Below are 17,286 nucleotides of genomic sequence, written 5' to 3' on the forward strand. Positions count from 1 at the left end.
CCTCAGGAGCCTGGTCGCACCAGGCCGGACTCGTAGGCGAAGACCACCGCGTGCACCCGGTCGCGGAGCTGCAGCTTGCTCAGGATCCGCCCCAGGTGCGTTTTCACCGTGGTCTCGCCGATGTACAGCTTCGCGGCGATCTCGCCGTTCGACAGCCCGCGCGCGACGAGGCCCAGCACGTCCTTCTCGCGTTCGGTGAGCACTCCGAGTTTCGCGACGTCCACCGGGGCGCGGTCGTGGGCGAGGTACCGGTCGAGCAGCCGCCGGGTGACCGACGGCGAGACCATCGAGTCGCCCCGCAGCACACCCCGGATCGCGACGAGCATCTCTTCCGAAGGCGCGTCCTTCACGAGAAACCCGCTGGCCCCGCCGCGCAGCGCGGCGTAGGCGTATTCGTCGAGGTCGAAGGTGGTGATGACGAGGACGCGCACGTCCGGCAGTTCGGCACAGATCCGCCCGGTTGCGGCGACGCCGTCGAGCACCGGCATCCGGACGTCCATCAGCACGAGGTCGGGTTGCAGCTCGTGGGCGAGGGCGATGGCTTCTTCGCCGTTGCCGGCCTCGCCGACGACGGTGAGATCGTCCTGGCTTTCGACGATCATCCGCAGGCCGACGCGGACGAGCTGCTGGTCGTCGCAGAGGAGGATGCGGGTAGTCACGGTCCCACCACCAGGCTCGCGGACACCCGGTACCCGCCGTCCGGCAGCGGGCCGGTCGACAGCTTGCCGTGGTACATCTCGACGCGCTGGCGCATGCCTGCCAGCCCCCGCCCGGATGAGGGCAGGGCCGGTGACGGTGGTGCGTGGCCGCCGGTGTTCGTCACCTCGATCCGCACCTCCGGGGGCTCGTAGACGACGCCGACGCGGCCGGTCGCGTCGGCCGGGGCGTGCTTGATCATGTTGGTCAGTGCCTCCTGGACGATCCGGTACGCCTGCAGCGCGGCGCTCGCGGGCAGCCTGCCCGGGTCGCCGGTGACGTCGAGGCTGACGTCGCGCCCGGACTGGTCGACGAGCCCGCGCAGTTCGGCGAGCGTCGGCTGGGGACTGCGCGCCGCCTGGCCGGCGTGCAGGACTTCGAGGAGCCGCCGCAGCTCGGCCAGCGCGTCGCGGCCGGTGTGGACGATCGTGTCGAGCGTGCGGTCGACGGCGTCGGGATCGCGGTGCCGGGCGAGCTTCGCGCCCTCGGCGTTCAGGACGATCACGCTCATGCTGTGCGCCAGCACGTCGTGCAGCTCGCGGGCGATCCGCGTGCGCTCTTCCGCGACCGCCGCGCGGGTCTGGGCTTCGTCGCGCTTCTTCTCTTCGGCGGCGAGCTCCTCCTGCTTGCGGAAGAACTCCCCGAGCGCCCACGCCGCGATGTGCAGCGGCAGGATGCCGAGCATCGTGAAGGTCGGGTTGGCGGTTTCCGGGGCGTAGAGGGTGACCCACTGGACGCCGAGCACGACGACCGCCACCGCGATCACCGCGGCGAACCACCGGTCCCGGCGTTTCACCAGGGTGAACAGCACGACCGCCATCGCCAGTTCGGTGCGGCCGCGGTCGTACGCCCAGATGTCGTTGAAGTACACCGCCGCCGCCCCGGCGATGACCAGCACCGCGACCGTGCGCGGGAACCGGCGCCGCACCAGCAGCGGGAGCAGGAACAGCATCGGGACCGCGCGCGTGGTCCACGGCTCTTCGCCGGACCAGCCGGGCGCGAGGAAGACGAACACGCCGTAGAGCGGCAAGTCCACGGTCCAGCGGTGGCGGCGCACCCACCTCACGAGATGTTCCACGTCCCCGAACGTAATGCCGGGACCCCGCCCGGGGCGTCCTTCCCCGGGCCCGATCGGGTCCTCCTGGGGGAGGACGCGGACCGGCCGGTCCGGCGGATTCGCGGCCACCCCGGCCGTTCCTAGCGTCGGGGCCATGTCGATCACCAGGGAATTCCTCCGCCACCCGGTCCTGACCGGCGCGATCGCGTCGAGCTCGCCGCGGCTGGCCGACGCGATGACAGCGGGCCTCGGCCTGGAGCGCGCAGCGTGCGTCGCCGAACTCGGTCCGGGCACCGGCGTGTTCACCGAAGCGGTCCTCGCGCTGCTTCGCCCCGAAGCGCGGCTGACGGCCGTAGAGATCAACCCGCGTTTCGCGGCTTCGTTGAGCGAGCGCTTTCCGCAGGTCGACGTGGTCACAGGCTCGGCGGAACACCTCGCACTGGAGAAGGTCGACGTCGTCGTCTCCGGCCTGCCGTGGACGGCCATGACGGCGGCCCGGCAGCAACGCATCCTCGACGCGGTCACCGCGGCGCTGGCCCCGAACGGCCGCTTCACGACGTTCGCGTACGCCCACGCGGCTTGGACACCGCCCGCGCGCCGCTTCGCTGCGTCGCTGCGAAGCCGTTTCGCCGTCGTGGAGCGGACTTCGGTGGTCTGGGGCAACCTGCCGCCCGCGTTCGTCTACCGCGCGGCGCTGCCGGTGGCGGTGGGAAGGACCCGGCGTGGACAGCCTGCTGCGGCCTCTGCTTGACGCGCCCCCGGCGGTCGTCTACCTGGTCTGCGCCCTGGTGATCACGGCGGAAACCGCGGTGCTGCCGGGCATCGTGCTGCCGACGTTGTCGACGTTGCTGCTGATGGGTTTCCTCGCCGAGCGGGGCACGCTCCACCTCGGACTCGCCTGGGCGGTGGCCGTCGGCGCGGCCGTCCTCGGCGACCAGCTCGCCTACCTCGAAGGCCGCCGCTGGGGACCGCGGCTGTCCCACCGGGACCGGTGGCAGCGCGTGGAACGGGCGGTCGCGCGCTACGGCGTCCCGGCGGTGATCGCGGGCCGCTGCCTGGCCGGCGTCCGCACGCTGGTGCCGCGCGTCGCGGGCTCGGCGGCGATGCCGTACCCCCGGTTCGCGGCCGGCAGCGTGGCCGCGGCGGTGCTGTGGGCCACCGCGGAGCTGCTGGTGGGTCACACGACGGCGCTGGTGCTCTGAAGGCGTTCGGCGGTTTCGGCGTCCGCGGGCAGGAACGTCTCCAGCTTCAGCTCCGACACGGTCACGTCCGCCGCCGTCGCGAACGTCGTGATCGCGGTGATCAGGCGCAGCTCGCCGATCGACGTGGCCAGCCGGACCGGGACCGCGAACCCCAGGTGCTCCGGGCCGGGCGGCCCCGCGGGCGGCAGGTATCCCGCCAGCTCGGCGAGTTGCGCGGCCAGCCGGTCGTCCGGCGTGCGGGCCAGGTCGTTGCGGAGCCGCTCGAGGATGTGGCGGGCCCAGTCGTCGAGGTTGGCCACGCGCGGTGCCATCCCGCGGGGGTGCAGCGCCAGCCGCAGGGTGTCCACCGGTTCGCTCAGCAGCTCCGGTGCGACCCCCTCGGTGAGCAGCCGGAACCCGTCGTTCGCGGCGACCAGCACGCCGTGGCGGTCGACGACGATCGCGGGGTAGGGGCGGTGGCCGTCGAGCAGCCGCCGCAGGCCGTCGAGCACGGGCTTGATCGCCGGGTCGTCGAGCTTCGTTTCGGGGTAGGACGGCGCGAAACCGGCGGCGTGCAGGAGGCCGTTGCGCTCGCGCAGGGGCAGTTCGAGCGACTCGGCGACCCGCAGCACCATGCCGCGTCCGGGGAGCGAGCGCCCGCTCTCCATGAAGCTCACGTGCCGCTGTGTCGTCCCGGCGCGCAACGCCAGGTCGAGCTGGCTGAGGTGCCGCCGCGTGCGCCAGTCCTTCAGCGCCGTTCCGAAGTTCACGCGCCCATCATCACCGGCCGCGCCATTCCCCGCGAGGAATTGAGGGCATACCCCGGTTCCGGCGAAGCTGCGGCCATGACGAACTACGGCCTGGTCGTCCCGACCTACCAGCCCATCCTCGACGCCGGGCGGACCGCGCCCGAGCTGGTCGGCACCGCCGTTTCCGCCGAAGAACTCGGCCTCGACTCGGTCTGGGTCGGCGACACCCTCGCGCGGGCTCCCCTCGACGCCCTCACCGTCCTGGCCGCCTTCGCCGCCCGGACGCACCGGGTGACGCTGGGGACGGCCGCGCTGCTCCCGGCCCTGCGGAACCCGATCCTGACGGCGAACCAGCTGCTGTCCCTCGACCTGCTCAGCGAAGGGCGGCTCACCGTGGCGGTCGGCGCCGGGTTCGCCGGGCGCAGCGAACCCGAGTTCGCCTTCGCGGGCGTGCCGTGGGAGCGACGGCGGGCCCGGCTGGACGACATCGTGGCGCTCTGGCGGGCCGCGTGGCGCGGCGAGTCCGCGTTCCACGGCTCGGTGCTGCACCACGACTCCCTGCCGGTGTTCCCGGCCCCGGCCCGCGCGGGCGGCCCGCCGGTGTGGCTGGCGGCGTACACGCCGGGCGCGCTGGAGCGCGTCGGCCGCCTGTACGACGGCTGGCTGCCGTACCCGCCGGACCCGGCGGACTACGGCACCGGCCTGGCGTCGATCCGCGCGACGGCTTCGCGGCCGGTGACGCCGGCGTTGTTCGCGACGGTCCTGGTGGAGGACGACCCGGTGCGCGGGCGCGAGCTGCTGGAGGAGTACTGCCTGACGAACTACGGGCGACCGGCGGCGTTCGTGCAGGGGATCCAGATGCAGGTCACCGGCAGCGCCGCGGAGGTGGCGGCGCACCTGCGGACCTACGACGGCGTGGAGCACTTCCTGCTGCGGATCGCGAGCACCGACCCGAAGGTGTTCGACGAGCAGCTGCCCCGGGTTGCGGAGGTGGTCCGCATCCTCCGGTCGTGAGTCTGCCGTGGCGCTCGTGAGTGAGAAACAGTGTTCTAACCCTGTTTCTCACTCACGACCAGCAGTGATCGGGAACTTGTCGGGGGTGGCACGTAGGCTGGGACCGTGACCGACGCTCCACTGTCCGGACTCCTCACCGCCATCCTTCCCGACCCGGCCCTGCGCGGCGTGGTCGAGCGCGCCGGCGCGCCGCTGCTCGAGCTGCAGGGCCCGATCGCCGCCCGGCAGCTCGTCGCCGCCGCGCTCGCCGCCGACGACGGCGCCGGCAAGCCCGTGCTCGCCGTCACCGCCACCGGCCGCGAGGCCGACGAGCTGACCGCGGCCCTCGGCGCGCTGCTCGGCCGCGGGAAAGTCGCCGACTTCCCCAGCTGGGAGACGCTCCCGCACGAGCGCCTCTCGCCCCGCGCGGACACCGTCGGCCGCCGGCTCGAGGTGCTGCACCGGCTGAAGACCGGGGACGACGGGCCGCGCGTGGTCGTCGCCACCGTCCGCAGCCTGATCCAGCCCATGGCGCCCGGCCTCGGCTCGCTCGCCCCGATCGACCTCGTCGTCGGCGAGGAGACGCCGTTCGAGGAGCTCCTCGAACGGCTCGTCGAGCTGGCCTACACCCGCGTCGACATGGTCGAGAAGCGCGGCGAGTTCGCCGTCCGCGGCGGCATCCTCGACCTGTTCGGGCCGACCGCGCAGCACCCCGTCCGGGTGGAGTTCTGGGGTGACGAGGTCAGCGAGATCCGCGCGTTCGCCGTCTCCGACCAGCGGTCGCTGCCCGGCGAGATCCCGCGCGTCACCGCGCCGCCGTGCCGCGAGCTGCTGCTCACCGCGCCGGTCAAGGAGAAGGCCGCGGAGCTGGCGAAGACGTACGAAGCGGACGCGCACCTGGCCGAGATGCTCACCAAGCTCGCCGACGGCATCCCCGTCGAGGGCATGGAGGCGCTCATCCCGGTCCTCTGCGAAGGCGAGCTGGAGCTGCTCACCGACGCGATGCCGGTGGGCACGCACGTGCTGCTCACCGACCCGGAGAAGATCCGCGCCCGGGCCGCCGACCTGGTCCGCACCGGCCAGGAGTTCCTCGAAGCGTCCTGGACGACGGCCGCGGCGGGCGGGCAGGCCCCGATCGACCTCGGCGCGTCGGCCTACCGCGGGCTCGACGAGATCGCGTCCCACGCGCAGGACACCAAGCGCGCCTGGTGGACGCTCACCCAGCTGACCAGCGAAGACCCCGACGTCTACCGCGTCTCGGTCGAGGCCGCGCCCGCCTACCGCGGCGAGCTCGAGCGCGCGATGGCGGACCTGCGGGCGCACACGGCGTCGGGCGGCACGGCGGTGCTCGTCGTCGCCGGCCACGGCACCGCCGCGCGCGCGGTCGAGCAGCTCACGGGCGCCGACGTCCCGGCGACGCAGGCCGGTGACGGCCTCGACGGCGTCCCGGCCGCGGGCATGGTCACGGTCACCTGCGGCGGCCTCACCGACGGGTTCGTCTCGCCCGAGCGCGCCCTGGTCGTGCTCAGCGAAGCGGACCTCACCGGCCGCGGCGCGGGCGCCGGAACGTCCACAAAGGACCTGAACACGAAGATGCCGTCCCGGCGGCGCAACGCGGTCGACCCGCTGGCGCTGAAGGCCGGCGACTACGTCGTGCACGACCAGCACGGCATCGGCCGGTTCGTCGAGATGGTCCAGCGGACGGTCGCCGGCGCCACCCGCGAGTACCTCCTGCTGGAGTACGCGTCGTCGAAGCGCGGCCACCCGGGCGACCGGCTGTTCGTGCCGACCGACCAGCTCGACGAGGTCTCCCGGTACGTCGGCGGCGAGCTGCCCACGCTCAACAAGCTGGGCGGCTCGGACTGGAAGAACACCAAGGCCAAGGCCAAGAAGGCGGTCAAGGAGATCGCCGCGGAGCTGGTGCAGCTGTACGCGGCGCGCCAGGCCGCGCCCGGGCACCCGTTCGGGCCGGACACGCCGTGGCAGCACGAGCTGGAAGACGCCTTCCCGTTCACCGAAACGAACGACCAGCTCGCCGCGATCGACGAGGTCAAGGCCGACATGGAACGCGGAGTCCCGATGGACCGCGTGATCTGCGGCGACGTCGGCTACGGCAAGACGGAGATCGCCGTGCGGGCGGCGTTCAAGGCGGTGCAGGACGGCAAGCAGGTCGCCGTCCTCGTCCCGACGACGCTGCTCGCCCAGCAGCACCTGAACACCTTCACCGAGCGCATGCGGTCGTTCCCGGTCACGATCAAGGGCCTGTCCCGGTTCACGAACAAGACCGAGTCCGACCTGATCCTGGAGCAGCTCGCCGCGGGCGAGGTCGACATCGTCATCGGCACGCACCGGCTGCTGCAGACCGGCATCCGCTACAAGGACCTCGGCCTGGTGATCGTCGACGAGGAGCAGCGGTTCGGCGTCGAGCACAAGGAGCACATCAAGGCGCTGCGCACGCACGTCGACGTGCTCACCATGTCGGCGACCCCCATCCCGCGCACGCTGGAGATGTCACTGGCCGGCATCCGCGAGATGTCGACGATCCTGACCCCGCCGGAGGACCGGCACCCGATCCTGACGTACGTCGGCGCGTACGACGACAAGCAGGTCGGCGCGGCGATCCGCCGTGAGCTGCTGCGCGACGGCCAGGTCTTCTACGTCCACAACCGGGTTTCCTCGATCGAGAAGGCCGCGCGGCGGATCCGGGAGCTGGTGCCGGAGGCGCGGGTCGTCACCGCGCACGGCCAGATGAACGAGGAGAAGCTCGAAAAGATCATCCAGGGCTTCTGGGAGAACGAGTACGACGTCCTGGTGTGCACCACGATCGTCGAGACCGGCCTCGACATCTCGAACGCGAACACGCTCCTGGTCGAGCGCGGCGACCTGCTGGGCCTGGCCCAGCTGCACCAGCTGCGCGGCCGCGTCGGGCGTGGGCGCGAGCGCGGGTACGCGTATTTCCTGTACCCGCCGGAAGCCCCGCTGACGGAGACGGCGCACGACCGGCTGGCGACGATCGCCCAGAACACCGAGCTGGGCGCGGGCATGGCGGTCGCGATGAAGGACCTCGAGATCCGCGGCGCGGGCAACATCCTGGGTGCCGAGCAGTCCGGCCACATCGCGGGCGTCGGCTTCGACCTGTACGTGCGGTTGGTCGGCGAAGCGGTCGACGCGTTCCGGCGGCACGCGGGTGCGGAGCCGGCGGAGGACGAGGAGCTCGCGGAAGTCCGCGTCGACCTCCCGATCGACGCGCACATCCCGCACGACTACGTGCCGGGGGAGCGGCTGCGCCTGGAGGCGTACCGCAAGATCGCGGCGGCCCCGGACACCGCGGGCCTGGACGCGGTCCGCGAAGAGCTGATCGACCGGTACGGCCAGCCGCCCGCGCCGGTCAACCGGCTGCTGGCGGTGGCGAAGTTCCGGCACACGTGCCGCGAGGCGGGCGTGACGGAGGTGGCGGTCCAGGGCACCACGATCCGCTTCGCCCCGCTGCCGCTGCTGGATTCGCAGATGGTGCGGTTGAAGCGGCTGTACCCGAAGGCGGTGTACAAGGCGGTGACGAACACGGTGTCGGTCCCGAAGCCGACCGAGGGCCCGGCGGGCGGGCGGATCGGCGCGCCGACGCTGCGGGACGAAGAGCTGCTGGACTGGTGCACGAAGCTCCTGCTCCAGCTGACGAAGAAGCCCGCGTCGGTCTAGCAGCGGCTGGTCGTGAGTGGTAAGGCGAGTTAGAACTCGCCTTACCACTCACGACCGGCGTCAGCCGACTTCGCTGAACATCGGCGGCAGCGCCTCCGCCAACCCCATCCGCACCGATTCCACCGGCACCGGGACCGCCCCGGCGCCGGACATCGGCAACGGCCGGGGCTTCCGCGGCATCCGCGACCCCGAACCCCCGCCCCGTCCCGGGTACACCAGCAACCCCCGTGCCGGGTCCGGGACCGCGTCGAGCGAAGCGGTCACCACCGGCAGCGCCCGGAACGCGTCCCGGCGTTCCTCCGTCGCGAACTCGATCTCCAGCACCACACCCCAGCGGTGCTCGTGCCAAACCCACTGCTCGGCGCCGTTCGTCAGCGCCGCTTCGGTGAGGGCGTCCCCGTGAGCCAGGCGCCACTGCGAAGCCGAATGCTCCCCGTCAAACACCTCGATGGTCAGCCAATGGTCCATATGTCGACATTACCGCCGCCGCGACCTCATGGGTGTTGCGTTTCGGGGGCGATGGTGTGAGAGGGTATGCGCTGTGATGCGGATCATCGGGCGCCCTCGCGCGCTGGTCGGGGTCGTTGCCGGTGCTCTTCTGCTCGCCGGGTGCGGGTCGGGCCCCAGCCAGGTCGGTGCCGCCGCCGTCATCGGTGACCGGTCGATTTCGATCGACCAGGTGCAGGACCTGATCACCAAGGCCGTCCGCGAACAGCCGTACGCGCAGAAGCTGGCCGCCGAGCACAAGCTCGACCTCGTCGGGCGGGCCGTCGTCAGCCAGCTGGTGCTGCACGAGCTCATCACCAAGGCCGCCGAAAAGCAGGGCGTCACGCCGAACTACGCGCAGATCGACGCCCAGCTGGCGAAGGATCCCCTGACCGGTCCGGTCCCGGCGGACGCGAGCAACGAGACCCAGGCGGTCAGCCAGGTCGTCGCCCGCACGCGCGACCACCGCGAAGAACTGACCGACACGTTCCTCGCGCAGGCGCTGGCGGACAAGACCGTGCCGAACGCCTCGGTCACCTTCGACTACACGTCCGTCGGCCTGGTGCCGGACGCCACCACCGGCTCCTCGGTCGAGGGGCCGGCCGCGAAGACCGCCGCCTTCGACCTCGCCAAGCAGTTCGCCGCCGACCCCGCCGCCACCAAGCGGATCGGCGCCGACGTCCAGTACCTGGCCGCGCTGCGGCAGCGGGCGACCCAGATGGGCCAGAGCGCCGAATCGATCCCGCCGTTCGCCAGCGTCGGCGAGGCGGTGCCCGCGGCCCAGGCCAGTGCGCTGGCCGCCGGACCGCTCTTCGGTTCGCCGGTCGGCTCGACCGTGGTCTTCCCGTTCCCGAACAACCAGGGCGCCTGGTTCGTCGGCGTGATCCGGCAGCGCACCGACAAGCCGGTCGCCACCGAGCAGGCCCCGGACCTCGACGCCGCCACGAAGACCGCGGCCGGCATCCGGCAGGCGCAGCCGCTGTTCGACGAACTCGGCGTGCGCATCAACAAGCGGTACGGGGTGTGGGACGTCGTCGCCATGACCGTCGTGCCGAACGAGGACGCCGCGCAGGGCATCGTGTTGTCCCCGGGTGGTTCCGGTCGTACCCAGCAGTGAGCGCGGGTGTCGTCGTAGTCGTCCGCGGGACGACGCTGCCGGGTGCGGCGCTCAAGATCCTGCGTGACGCCGACGCCGTCTACGCGGCCACGGACGTGGATCCGGCCGCGTTCGGCGTCCCGCCGGTCACCGAAGCGCCTTCGCTGGTCGACGTCGTGCTGCTCGCCGGGTCACGGGACGAGCCGGCGGCGTCGCTGCTCATCGCGACCGGCGCGGAGGTCATCGAGACGCCGGTGCCGCCGCTGGTCGAGGCCGCCGACGTGATGGACCGGCTCCGCTCGCCGGGCGGCTGCCCGTGGGACGCGGTGCAGACGCACGACTCCTTGCGCCAGTACCTGGTCGAGGAGACCTACGAACTGCTCGACGCCATCGAGGAAGGTGACCGCGAGGCGCTGCGCGAAGAGCTCGGGGACGTCCTGCTGCAGGTGCTCTTCCACGCGCGTGTCGCGGCCGAGGACGCGCAGGACCCGTTCGGCATCGACGACGTCGCCGCCGGGCTGGTCGCGAAGCTGGTCGGCCGGCACCCGAACGTCTTCGCCGGCGACGGCGGCGTGCACACGGTCGAGCACCAGAACGTCCGGTGGGAAGAGCTGAAGCAGCACGAGAAGCAGCGTCGGTCCATTGTGGACGGCGTGGCGCTCGGCCAGCCCGCGGTCGCGCTGGCGGGCAAGCTCGGGCAGCGCTCGGGACGCGCGGGCATCCCGCTCGACCTCTTCCCCGAAGGCACCGCGGCCGCCGCCCAGCTGTTCCGCATCGCGGCCACCGCGCGCCGCGCGGGTGCCGACCCCGAGGTCGAGCTCCGGGCCCTGGCGAAGCAGTTCGCGAAGGACGTCCGGGCCGCCGAGCAGGCCGCCCGCGACGCCGGGCTCGAGCCGACGACCCTGGAGGCCGACGGCTGGCGGAAGTTCTGGCCGTCGCGCTGAGTGCCCGACACGGTGAAGCGGCCGCCCGGCTTCCTCACGCCGGCGGCCGGGCGCAATGGTCTCCGGCGTGGTCCGGTATGCCCACCCCGGTCGTGAGTGGTAAGGCGCGTTCTAACCCGCCTTACCACTCACGACCGGCAAGTGTGACGCAGCGCACAGCCGGGTGAGAACCGTTTGCGGTCACCCGGCGTCTTGCCCGGTGTGAAGCAGACGTCACTGGAGGACGCCGACGAGGAACACCTCGTCCGGCGGACGGCCCGGGGCGACCGCGCGGCGTTCGAGGAGCTCTACCGCCGCACGTCGCCCTGGCTCGCCGTGCGCCTGCGCCGCCGGTGCGCGGACGAGCAGATCGTCGCCGAGGTCATGCAGGAGACGTTCCTGGCGGTGTGGCGGGCCGCGGGGTCGTTCGCCGGGGCGGCCGCGGGCGGGAGCGCGGTCGGCTGGCTGTGGACGATCGCCGCCCGCCGGCTGGTCGACGCGTTCCGGCGCCGGGCCCACCACGCGCAACCGCCGCCGGAAGTGGTGCTCGACGTCGCGCCGGTGGCGGCCGCCGAGGACGAGCTGCTGGCGGCGACGATCGGCGACGAGGTCGGGACCGCGCTGCGCGACCTCGCGCCGGAGCTGCGGGCGGTGCTGCAGGCGATGGTGCTCGACGGGCTGAGCGTCCGCGAGACCGCCGTCCTGCTGGGGCTGCCGGAAGGGACCGTCAAGACCCGCGCCCGCCGGGCGCGGATCGCGATGCGGGAGGCACTGTCATGAACCACGCACCGGACCGGCTCATCGCCGCGTACGTGGCCGGCGGGGACCTCCCAGGTGACGAGCTGTGGGGCCTCGAAGCCCACCTGGAGGCGTGCGCGGTGTGCCGGGCGCGGCTCGCCGCGGTGGCGCCCGTGCAGCCGGTGGTGGACCTCGTCTGGGCGCGGCTGTCGGCCGAGCTGCCGCCGCACCCGCCCCACGCGGCCCGGCGGCGGCGCTGGTTCGGGACCTGGGTGACCCCGGCGATGGCGCCGTGGCTGGCCATGGTCCTCGCGGTGACGGCGGTCGCGATCCTGCTGGACCAGGTGTGGCGGGTGGCCCTCGACGTCACGACGGTGCAGCTGTTCGCCCCGGTGCTGCCGGTGCTCGGCGTCGCGGCGTCGTGGGCGCGGGGGCTCGACCCGGCGTACGAGGTCGTCACGGCGACCCCGCGGGCGGGGCTCTACCTGGTCGTCCGGCGGACGGTGGCGGTGCTCGCCGTCGTCCTGCCGGGGCTGGCGGTCGCCGGGTGGCTGACCGGCACCGCGCCGGCGCTCTGGCTGCTGCCGAGCCTGGCCTGCACCACCGGCACGCTCGCACTCGGCGGGCTGACCGGGATCACCCGGGCGGCGTACGCGCTGGTCGTGGCCTGGCTGGCGGTCATCGTGCTGCCGTCGTTCGCCCACCAGGGGCAGGCCCTCGGCACCGGCGCGCTGCCGGTGTGGGCGGGGATCTTCGCGGTGACCACGGCGGTCGTCGCCCTGCGCGGGTCGGCGTACACCCGGCTCGGCGCACGTCACTAGGGAGGGAAGCATGCGGGCAGTGGGGGCCGCCGAGGTCGCACCGGCGAACTACGCCTGGGAAATCCAGGCGGCGGGGCTGAAGGTGCGGGTCGGGCGGCGGAAAATGGCCGTGGACGGGCTGGACCTGTCCCTCGGCAAGGGCGTCCACGGGCTGCTGGGCCCGAACGGGGCCGGCAAGACGACGCTGATCCGGGCCCTGGCGACAGTGCTCCGGCCGGTTTCGGGCGACCTGACGCTGCTCGGCACGCCGGCCGGCGCTCAATCCGGCCGGCGTGAGCTGCGCCGCCGGATCGGGTACCTGCCGCAGAACTTCGGCTACTACAAGCGGTTCACGGTCCGCGAGTTCGTCGAGTACCTGGCCTGGCTCAAGGAGATGTCCAAAGAGGACATCCCGGGGGCGGTCCAGCGCGCGGTGGAGCGGGTGGGCCTGGCCGACCGCGCGGACGACCGCCTGAAGACGTTGTCCGGCGGCATGATCCGCCGGGTGGGCATCGCGCAGGCGATCGTGAACGACCCGGACATCCTCCTGCTCGACGAGCCGACAGCGGGCCTCGACCCGGCCCAGCGGGTCCGGTTCCGCGAGCTGGTCCAGCACCTGGGCCGCGACTCGTGCGTGCTGATCTCGACGCACCTGGTCGAGGACGTGGCGACGGCGTGCCAGGACGTGGTGCTGTTCGCCGAGGGCAAGCTCGTGTTCCAGGGGACCCCGGAAGCGCTGGCCGAGGCGGGCACCCCGGAAGACGTCGGCGACAGCCCGATCGAGCGCGGGTATTCCGCGCTGCTGAAGCACGAGCCGGGCCGGGGGACGTGGTGATCTTCCGCATCGAACTCCGGCGCTCGATCGCGCCCTGGGCCGGGCTCGCGCTGCTCGCCTTCGCGCTCGGCTTCCTCTTCCTCCTCTCCGGCCCCTGGTGGAAGGTCCCCGCGCCGTGGACCGCGCACACCACCACGACCGCCCTCTGGGTGCGGTTCCTCCTGCAGTTCCTCTGGCCCGTCGTGGTCGGCGCCGGGGCGATCCAGGGCATGCGCGACAGCCGGTCCGGGATGACCGAACTGCTCGCCACCACCCCGCGGCCGCCCTGGCAGCGGGCCTTGCGGCTCGCCGGCGCCGTCGGGGCGCTCACCGCGCTGGCCTACCTGCTCGTCTTCGTGGTCGGCGCCGGCGAAGTCCTGGCCCACGGCGGGTTCTTCTCGGCCGCCTTCGTGCCCGTGCTGCTGATCGGGGTGCTCGGCGTCGTAGCCGGTGGCTGGGCGGGGATGGCCGCCGGGCGGCTGCTGCCGCACCCGCTGACCGCGCCCGGCCTCGCCGTGCTGGCCCTCGTCGGCACCACCCTCTGCTGGATGTCGCTCGAATCCGGGCTCGACGCCGTCCTGCCGGCGCGGCTCGGCCCGCTCGCGCCCGCGCTCGCCGAGCCGCGCGGGTCGATGGTGACCACCACGGTGTCGCTCGACGCCGGGCAGGCCGCGTGGTTCGGCGGCCTCGCCGTCACCGCCTTCCTGCTGCTGTCGGCCGGCTCGGCCAGAGCGCGGCTGCTGAGCCTGCTGCCGCTCGCCGCCGGGGCCGCCGTTGCCCTGCCGCTGTTCCCCGCCGTTCCCGAAGCAGCCCTCACCGCCGACAGCCACGCCGCCCGCGAGGTCTGCGACGGGCCCGTCTGCGTCGCCGAACTCCACCGCGACCGGCTGGCCGTGCTGGCCGGCCCGGGCCGCGAAGCTCTCGCGATGCTCGCAAAGCTCCCCGGAGCGCCGACGCGGGTCGAGGAACAGGTGCAGCCCGACTCCGTCACCGAGCCTCCCCGGCGCGACCCGGGCGTGGTCCACCTCGACTTCCAGCGCAACGACGTCCTGCTCGCCGCGGACGCCCCCGGCCTGCGGGTCGCGGTGCTCTCCGGTGCCGGGGTGCCGTCCTGCGAGCGGCCGAGCGCCCCGAGCGTGTCGGACACGGGAGCCCGGATGATCGCGGCGGCGTACTTCACGGGTGAGCTGAAACTGCTGCCCGAATACGCCGGGAGCTGGTTCAGAACCCAGCTCGGCCCGGTCGAACAGGCGTGGGCGAAGTTCCGCGCCCTCCCCGAGGACGTCCGGTTCGCGCGGATCGTCGCCCTGCGGCAGGTGCTGCTGACCTGCCAGGGCGACCCGCTCGGCACGCTGGTGCCGGGAGCCCTCCGGTGAGGTGGCTGACGCTGTACGCGCGGTCGCGGCAGGTGCCGGCCGCCTTCGCCGCCCTCCTCGCCGTGACGGCCGCGGTGTGGGTCCCGGGACGGGACTCCTGGAACGCGATCCTGGCCGCCCTGGCCCTGACCGCCGGGGTCGCGGTGACGGCGACCGGGCTCAGCGGCCAGGACGCCGACCTCGACCGGACCGCCGCCCGGCCGTGGCCGGTCCGGCGGTTCGCGCACCTGGCACTGCTCGGCGTCGCGGCCGGCGCGCTGGTGCTGGGCGTGCAGGAACTGGGCTCGTCCACGGTCGCCGTGGCGGTCGTCGTGCGGGACGCCGCCGGCCTGGCGGGCCTGGCCGGCCTCGCCGTCACGGCCGCCGGCGGGCACTTCGGCTGGACGCTGCCGCTGGCCTGGTGCGCGATCAGCCCGTTCGTCCCGGCCGACGGCTCGGCATCGAGCCGGGTCGCGGCGTGGCTGTTGCAGCCCCCGGGAACGGCGGCCGCCACCGGGACCGCGGTGGTGCTGGCGGTGGCGGGGGCGGTGGCCTACACCACCTGGGGCGGCCGCCGTTGATCCCCGGTCAGACGTTGCGGATGTTCACGACCAGTTCGTAGGGGTCCCGGTCCCAGCCCTCGACGCCGAAGGCGAGGATGCGCTCCGGGCGGATCCGGATCAGGGCGTCGTCGAAGTGGTCCTTCGGCACGTGGTCGTAGTGCTTCTCCGGGAAGTCGACGCCGACCAGCGCCTCGGCGTGGCCCCGGATCTCCAGGCACCGAACCCGCCACGGGTTCGTCGACGGGACGTCGTCGACGACGAAGGCGACCTGGCCGTTCGCCTCGATGTTGCGGTACTTCCTGCTGTCGCGCAGCTTGCGCCCGGTCACGTCGATGCTCTTCTCGTCCGGGTTGTACCGGAAACCGACCGGATTCACCTGGAGGGTGCCGTTCGGCTGCTGGGTCGCGAGGCGGCCGATCTGCTGGGCGGCGAGGTAGGCGATCTCTGTTTCGGTAAACATTCACCAAGTGTCGAACTTCAAGCTCCCTTGAAGTCAAGCACCAGCGCGGCGAACCGCGCGCCGATCCGGCGGTGGGCCGCGGGGCACGGGTGGAGGCCGTCCGGCAGCGGGAGGTCCGCGAAGTCCGGTTCGCCGTAAAGCTCCCGGCCGTCCAGGTAGCTCAGGTTCGGGTCCGACGCCTGCCGCTGGGCCACGATCCGGGCCAGCTCCGCCCGGATGACCTCCAGGGTCAGCTTGCCCGCCGCTAGCTCGGCCGGGTCGCCGGTCGCGCGGAACCGGACCTCGCCGCGGGCCAGTGCCTCGTGGTCGAAGTCGCCCGGCCCCGGCGTCCGCTCGTGGATCGGGCAGTACAGCGGTGAGACGACCACGAGCGGGGTGTCCGGGTGCCCGTCGCGGACGGTGTCGAGGAAGCCGTGCACCGCGGGCCCGAACGCGCGCAGCCGCATCACGTCGGCGTTCACCACGTTGATACCGAGCTTGACGCTGATCAGGTCGGCGGGCGTGTCCCGCAGCGCCCGCGCGGTGAACGGGTCGAGCAGCGCGTTGCCGCTGAAACCGAGGTTGACCAGCTCGACCCCGGCCGAAAGCGCGGCCAGCGCGGGCCAGGTCGTCGACGGGCTTGCCGCGTTCGAACCCTGGCTGATCGAGCTGCCGTGGTGCAGCCAGACGCGGCCGGCTCGGGGTGCGGGGGAGACCGGCGCGTCGGCGCGCAACGTGACCAGCGTGGTCAGTTCGTTGTGCGGCAACCAGATTTCGACGTCCTTGTCGTGCCCGGGAAGGTCCGCGAACCGGACGCCGCCGGGTGCGGTCGCCTGGGCGGCGAGCTTGCCGTCGACCAGGAGGTCGTAAACGCCGTCCGGCCGTGGCGGCGCGCCCGGGTACTCGACCTTCGTCGGCAGCGTGCCGAGTTCGATCACGCGAGCCCTCGTGCGGAACCGCAGCCGCACGCCCGCGGGCTGCGCCTCGGCCATGGCGAGCCGCGGGTCGGTGTTCTGCACCCGCGCGCGGGCGGGGAGCCGGTGGGGCACCAGGCCGCGTCCGGTGCGTTCGAGTTCGAGGGCACCGCGGACGAGCTCCGCGGTCAGGGGGATGTCGATCACGACCGTGGCCAATCACGCAGGAGGGTGTCGAGGGCGGCGAGGATGCGGGCCCAGCTTTCGGGCGCGGCGGGGGAGCTGTGGTCGAACCCGCCCTGGCCTTCGAGGCTGACGAACCCGTGGAAGACGCTGCCCAGCAGCCGCACGGCGTGCGTCTCGTCCGGGCCCGTCAGGTCGTACCCGCGGAGGATCGCGCGCATCATTTCCGCGTGCCGGGGGCCGGCGCTCGCGGCGGCGGTCTCCGGGTCGAGCCGCAGTTGTGCGGCGGCGTACCGGCCGGGGTGCTCGCGGGCGTAGTCGCGGTAGACGTCGGCGAAGGCGACGAGCGCGTCTCGCCCGGCCCGGCCCGCGAGCGCGGCGGCGGCCCGGTCGGCGAGCTCGCCGAGCGCCAGCAGCGCGACCTTGACCCGCAGGTCGTGGGCGTTCTTGACGTGCGAATACAGGCTGGCGACCTGGACGCCGAGCCGCCGGGCCAGCTCCGACGGCGTCAGCCGGTCGAAGCCCGTCTCGTCGGCCAGTTCCGCCGCGGCCCGCACCACGCGGTCCGTGGTCAGCCCCGCTCGAACCATCATCCCTCTTCCG

Annotated in this window: 18 protein-coding genes; 11 read left to right on the forward strand and 7 right to left on the reverse strand. The window is 73.1% G+C overall.

The features are described from left to right. Positions 1-2 precede the first annotated feature (2 nt). Together OO60_RS37010 and OO60_RS37015 are read right to left on the reverse strand one after the other, a co-directional pair. Positions 3-659 (reverse strand): response regulator, encoded by a 657-nt coding sequence (locus tag OO60_RS37010; protein ID WP_003062133.1) that lies wholly within the window; start codon positions 657-659, stop codon positions 3-5. Further along, positions 656-1,774 (reverse strand): sensor histidine kinase, encoded by a 1,119-nt coding sequence (locus OO60_RS37015; RefSeq protein WP_240490604.1) that lies wholly within the window; start codon positions 1,772-1,774, stop codon positions 656-658. Before OO60_RS37015 ends, OO60_RS37010 begins: the two co-directional genes overlap by 4 nt. A 133-nt stretch (positions 1,775-1,907) precedes the next feature. Between OO60_RS37015 and OO60_RS37020 the strand changes: the two genes are divergently transcribed. Both OO60_RS37020 and OO60_RS37025 read left to right on the forward strand, forming a co-directional pair. Next, positions 1,908-2,504, forward strand: a complete 597-nt coding sequence (locus OO60_RS37020) for a class I SAM-dependent methyltransferase (RefSeq protein ID WP_033263099.1) — start codon at positions 1,908-1,910, stop codon at positions 2,502-2,504. Further along, positions 2,476-2,955, forward strand: coding sequence for a DedA family protein (locus OO60_RS37025; RefSeq protein WP_003062142.1), 480 nt, complete (start codon positions 2,476-2,478; stop codon positions 2,953-2,955). The genes OO60_RS37020 and OO60_RS37025 overlap by 29 nt, the downstream gene beginning before the upstream one ends. On the opposite strand, the gene OO60_RS37030 is transcribed toward OO60_RS37025, so the two are convergent. After that, complete coding sequence (locus OO60_RS37030; RefSeq protein ID WP_003062145.1) at positions 2,931-3,704, reverse strand: helix-turn-helix transcriptional regulator; 774 nt, start codon at positions 3,702-3,704, stop codon at positions 2,931-2,933. The genes OO60_RS37025 and OO60_RS37030 overlap by 25 nt on opposite strands. Positions 3,705-3,779: 75 nt before the next feature. Here OO60_RS37030 and OO60_RS37035 point away from each other — a divergent pair, with 75 nt between their 5' ends. Both OO60_RS37035 and mfd read left to right on the forward strand, forming a co-directional pair. Beyond that, positions 3,780-4,697, forward strand: a complete 918-nt coding sequence (locus tag OO60_RS37035) for an LLM class flavin-dependent oxidoreductase (RefSeq protein ID WP_033263100.1) — start codon at positions 3,780-3,782, stop codon at positions 4,695-4,697. 120 nt (positions 4,698-4,817) lie between these two features. After that, positions 4,818-8,372 carry a transcription-repair coupling factor gene (gene mfd, locus OO60_RS37040; RefSeq protein ID WP_081911305.1) on the forward strand — a complete coding sequence of 1,185 codons (3,555 nt, stop codon included), beginning with the start codon at positions 4,818-4,820 and terminating at the stop codon, positions 8,370-8,372. Between the two features lie 60 nt (positions 8,373-8,432). Here the strand turns inward: mfd and OO60_RS37045 are convergent, their stop codons facing one another. Then, positions 8,433-8,840 carry a hypothetical protein gene (locus OO60_RS37045; protein WP_003093716.1) on the reverse strand — a complete coding sequence of 136 codons (408 nt, stop codon included), beginning with the start codon at positions 8,838-8,840 and terminating at the stop codon, positions 8,433-8,435. A gap of 76 nt (positions 8,841-8,916) precedes the next feature. Between OO60_RS37045 and OO60_RS37050 the strand changes: the two genes are divergently transcribed. From OO60_RS37050 to OO60_RS37080, 7 genes are all read left to right on the forward strand, one after another. Next, complete coding sequence (locus tag OO60_RS37050; RefSeq protein ID WP_003093719.1) at positions 8,917-9,975, forward strand: SurA N-terminal domain-containing protein; 1,059 nt, start codon at positions 8,917-8,919, stop codon at positions 9,973-9,975. Then, positions 9,972-10,898: a nucleoside triphosphate pyrophosphohydrolase gene (locus OO60_RS37055; protein ID WP_003093722.1), complete on the forward strand. Its 927-nt coding sequence runs from the start codon at positions 9,972-9,974 to the stop codon at positions 10,896-10,898. Before OO60_RS37050 ends, OO60_RS37055 begins: the two co-directional genes overlap by 4 nt. Positions 10,899-11,099: 201 nt before the next feature. After that, complete coding sequence (locus OO60_RS37060) at positions 11,100-11,657, forward strand: RNA polymerase sigma factor (protein WP_033263102.1); 558 nt, start codon at positions 11,100-11,102, stop codon at positions 11,655-11,657. Then, positions 11,654-12,436, forward strand: coding sequence for a zf-HC2 domain-containing protein (locus OO60_RS37065; RefSeq protein WP_033263103.1), 783 nt, complete (start codon positions 11,654-11,656; stop codon positions 12,434-12,436). The genes OO60_RS37060 and OO60_RS37065 overlap by 4 nt, the downstream gene beginning before the upstream one ends. A 10-nt stretch (positions 12,437-12,446) precedes the next feature. Further along, complete coding sequence (locus tag OO60_RS37070) at positions 12,447-13,250, forward strand: ABC transporter ATP-binding protein (protein ID WP_033263104.1); 804 nt, start codon at positions 12,447-12,449, stop codon at positions 13,248-13,250. After that, positions 13,247-14,605, forward strand: a complete 1,359-nt coding sequence (locus tag OO60_RS37075; RefSeq protein ID WP_244885633.1) for a hypothetical protein — start codon at positions 13,247-13,249, stop codon at positions 14,603-14,605. Before OO60_RS37070 ends, OO60_RS37075 begins: the two co-directional genes overlap by 4 nt. Then, the gene (locus OO60_RS37080) at positions 14,602-15,165 is read left to right on the forward strand and encodes a hypothetical protein (RefSeq protein WP_033263106.1); all 564 of its coding nucleotides are present in this window, start codon (positions 14,602-14,604) and stop codon (positions 15,163-15,165) included. The genes OO60_RS37075 and OO60_RS37080 overlap by 4 nt, the downstream gene beginning before the upstream one ends. A 7-nt stretch (positions 15,166-15,172) precedes the next feature. Here the strand turns inward: OO60_RS37080 and OO60_RS37085 are convergent, their stop codons facing one another. Genes OO60_RS37085 through OO60_RS37095 form a run of 3 tightly spaced genes read right to left on the reverse strand, consistent with a single transcriptional unit; the run spans position 15,173 to position 17,273 of the window. Then, positions 15,173-15,607 (reverse strand): PPOX class F420-dependent oxidoreductase, encoded by a 435-nt coding sequence (locus OO60_RS37085; protein ID WP_033263107.1) that lies wholly within the window; start codon positions 15,605-15,607, stop codon positions 15,173-15,175. 17 nt (positions 15,608-15,624) lie between these two features. Beyond that, complete coding sequence (locus OO60_RS37090; protein ID WP_033263138.1) at positions 15,625-16,707, reverse strand: GDSL-type esterase/lipase family protein; 1,083 nt, start codon at positions 16,705-16,707, stop codon at positions 15,625-15,627. Beyond that, complete coding sequence (locus tag OO60_RS37095; RefSeq protein ID WP_033263139.1) at positions 16,704-17,273, reverse strand: TetR/AcrR family transcriptional regulator; 570 nt, start codon at positions 17,271-17,273, stop codon at positions 16,704-16,706. The genes OO60_RS37090 and OO60_RS37095 overlap by 4 nt, the downstream gene beginning before the upstream one ends. Positions 17,274-17,286 lie beyond the last annotated feature (13 nt).

Source organism: Amycolatopsis vancoresmycina (assembly GCF_000716785.1).
In the GTDB taxonomy this organism is placed as follows: domain Bacteria; phylum Actinomycetota; class Actinomycetes; order Mycobacteriales; family Pseudonocardiaceae; genus Amycolatopsis; species Amycolatopsis vancoresmycina.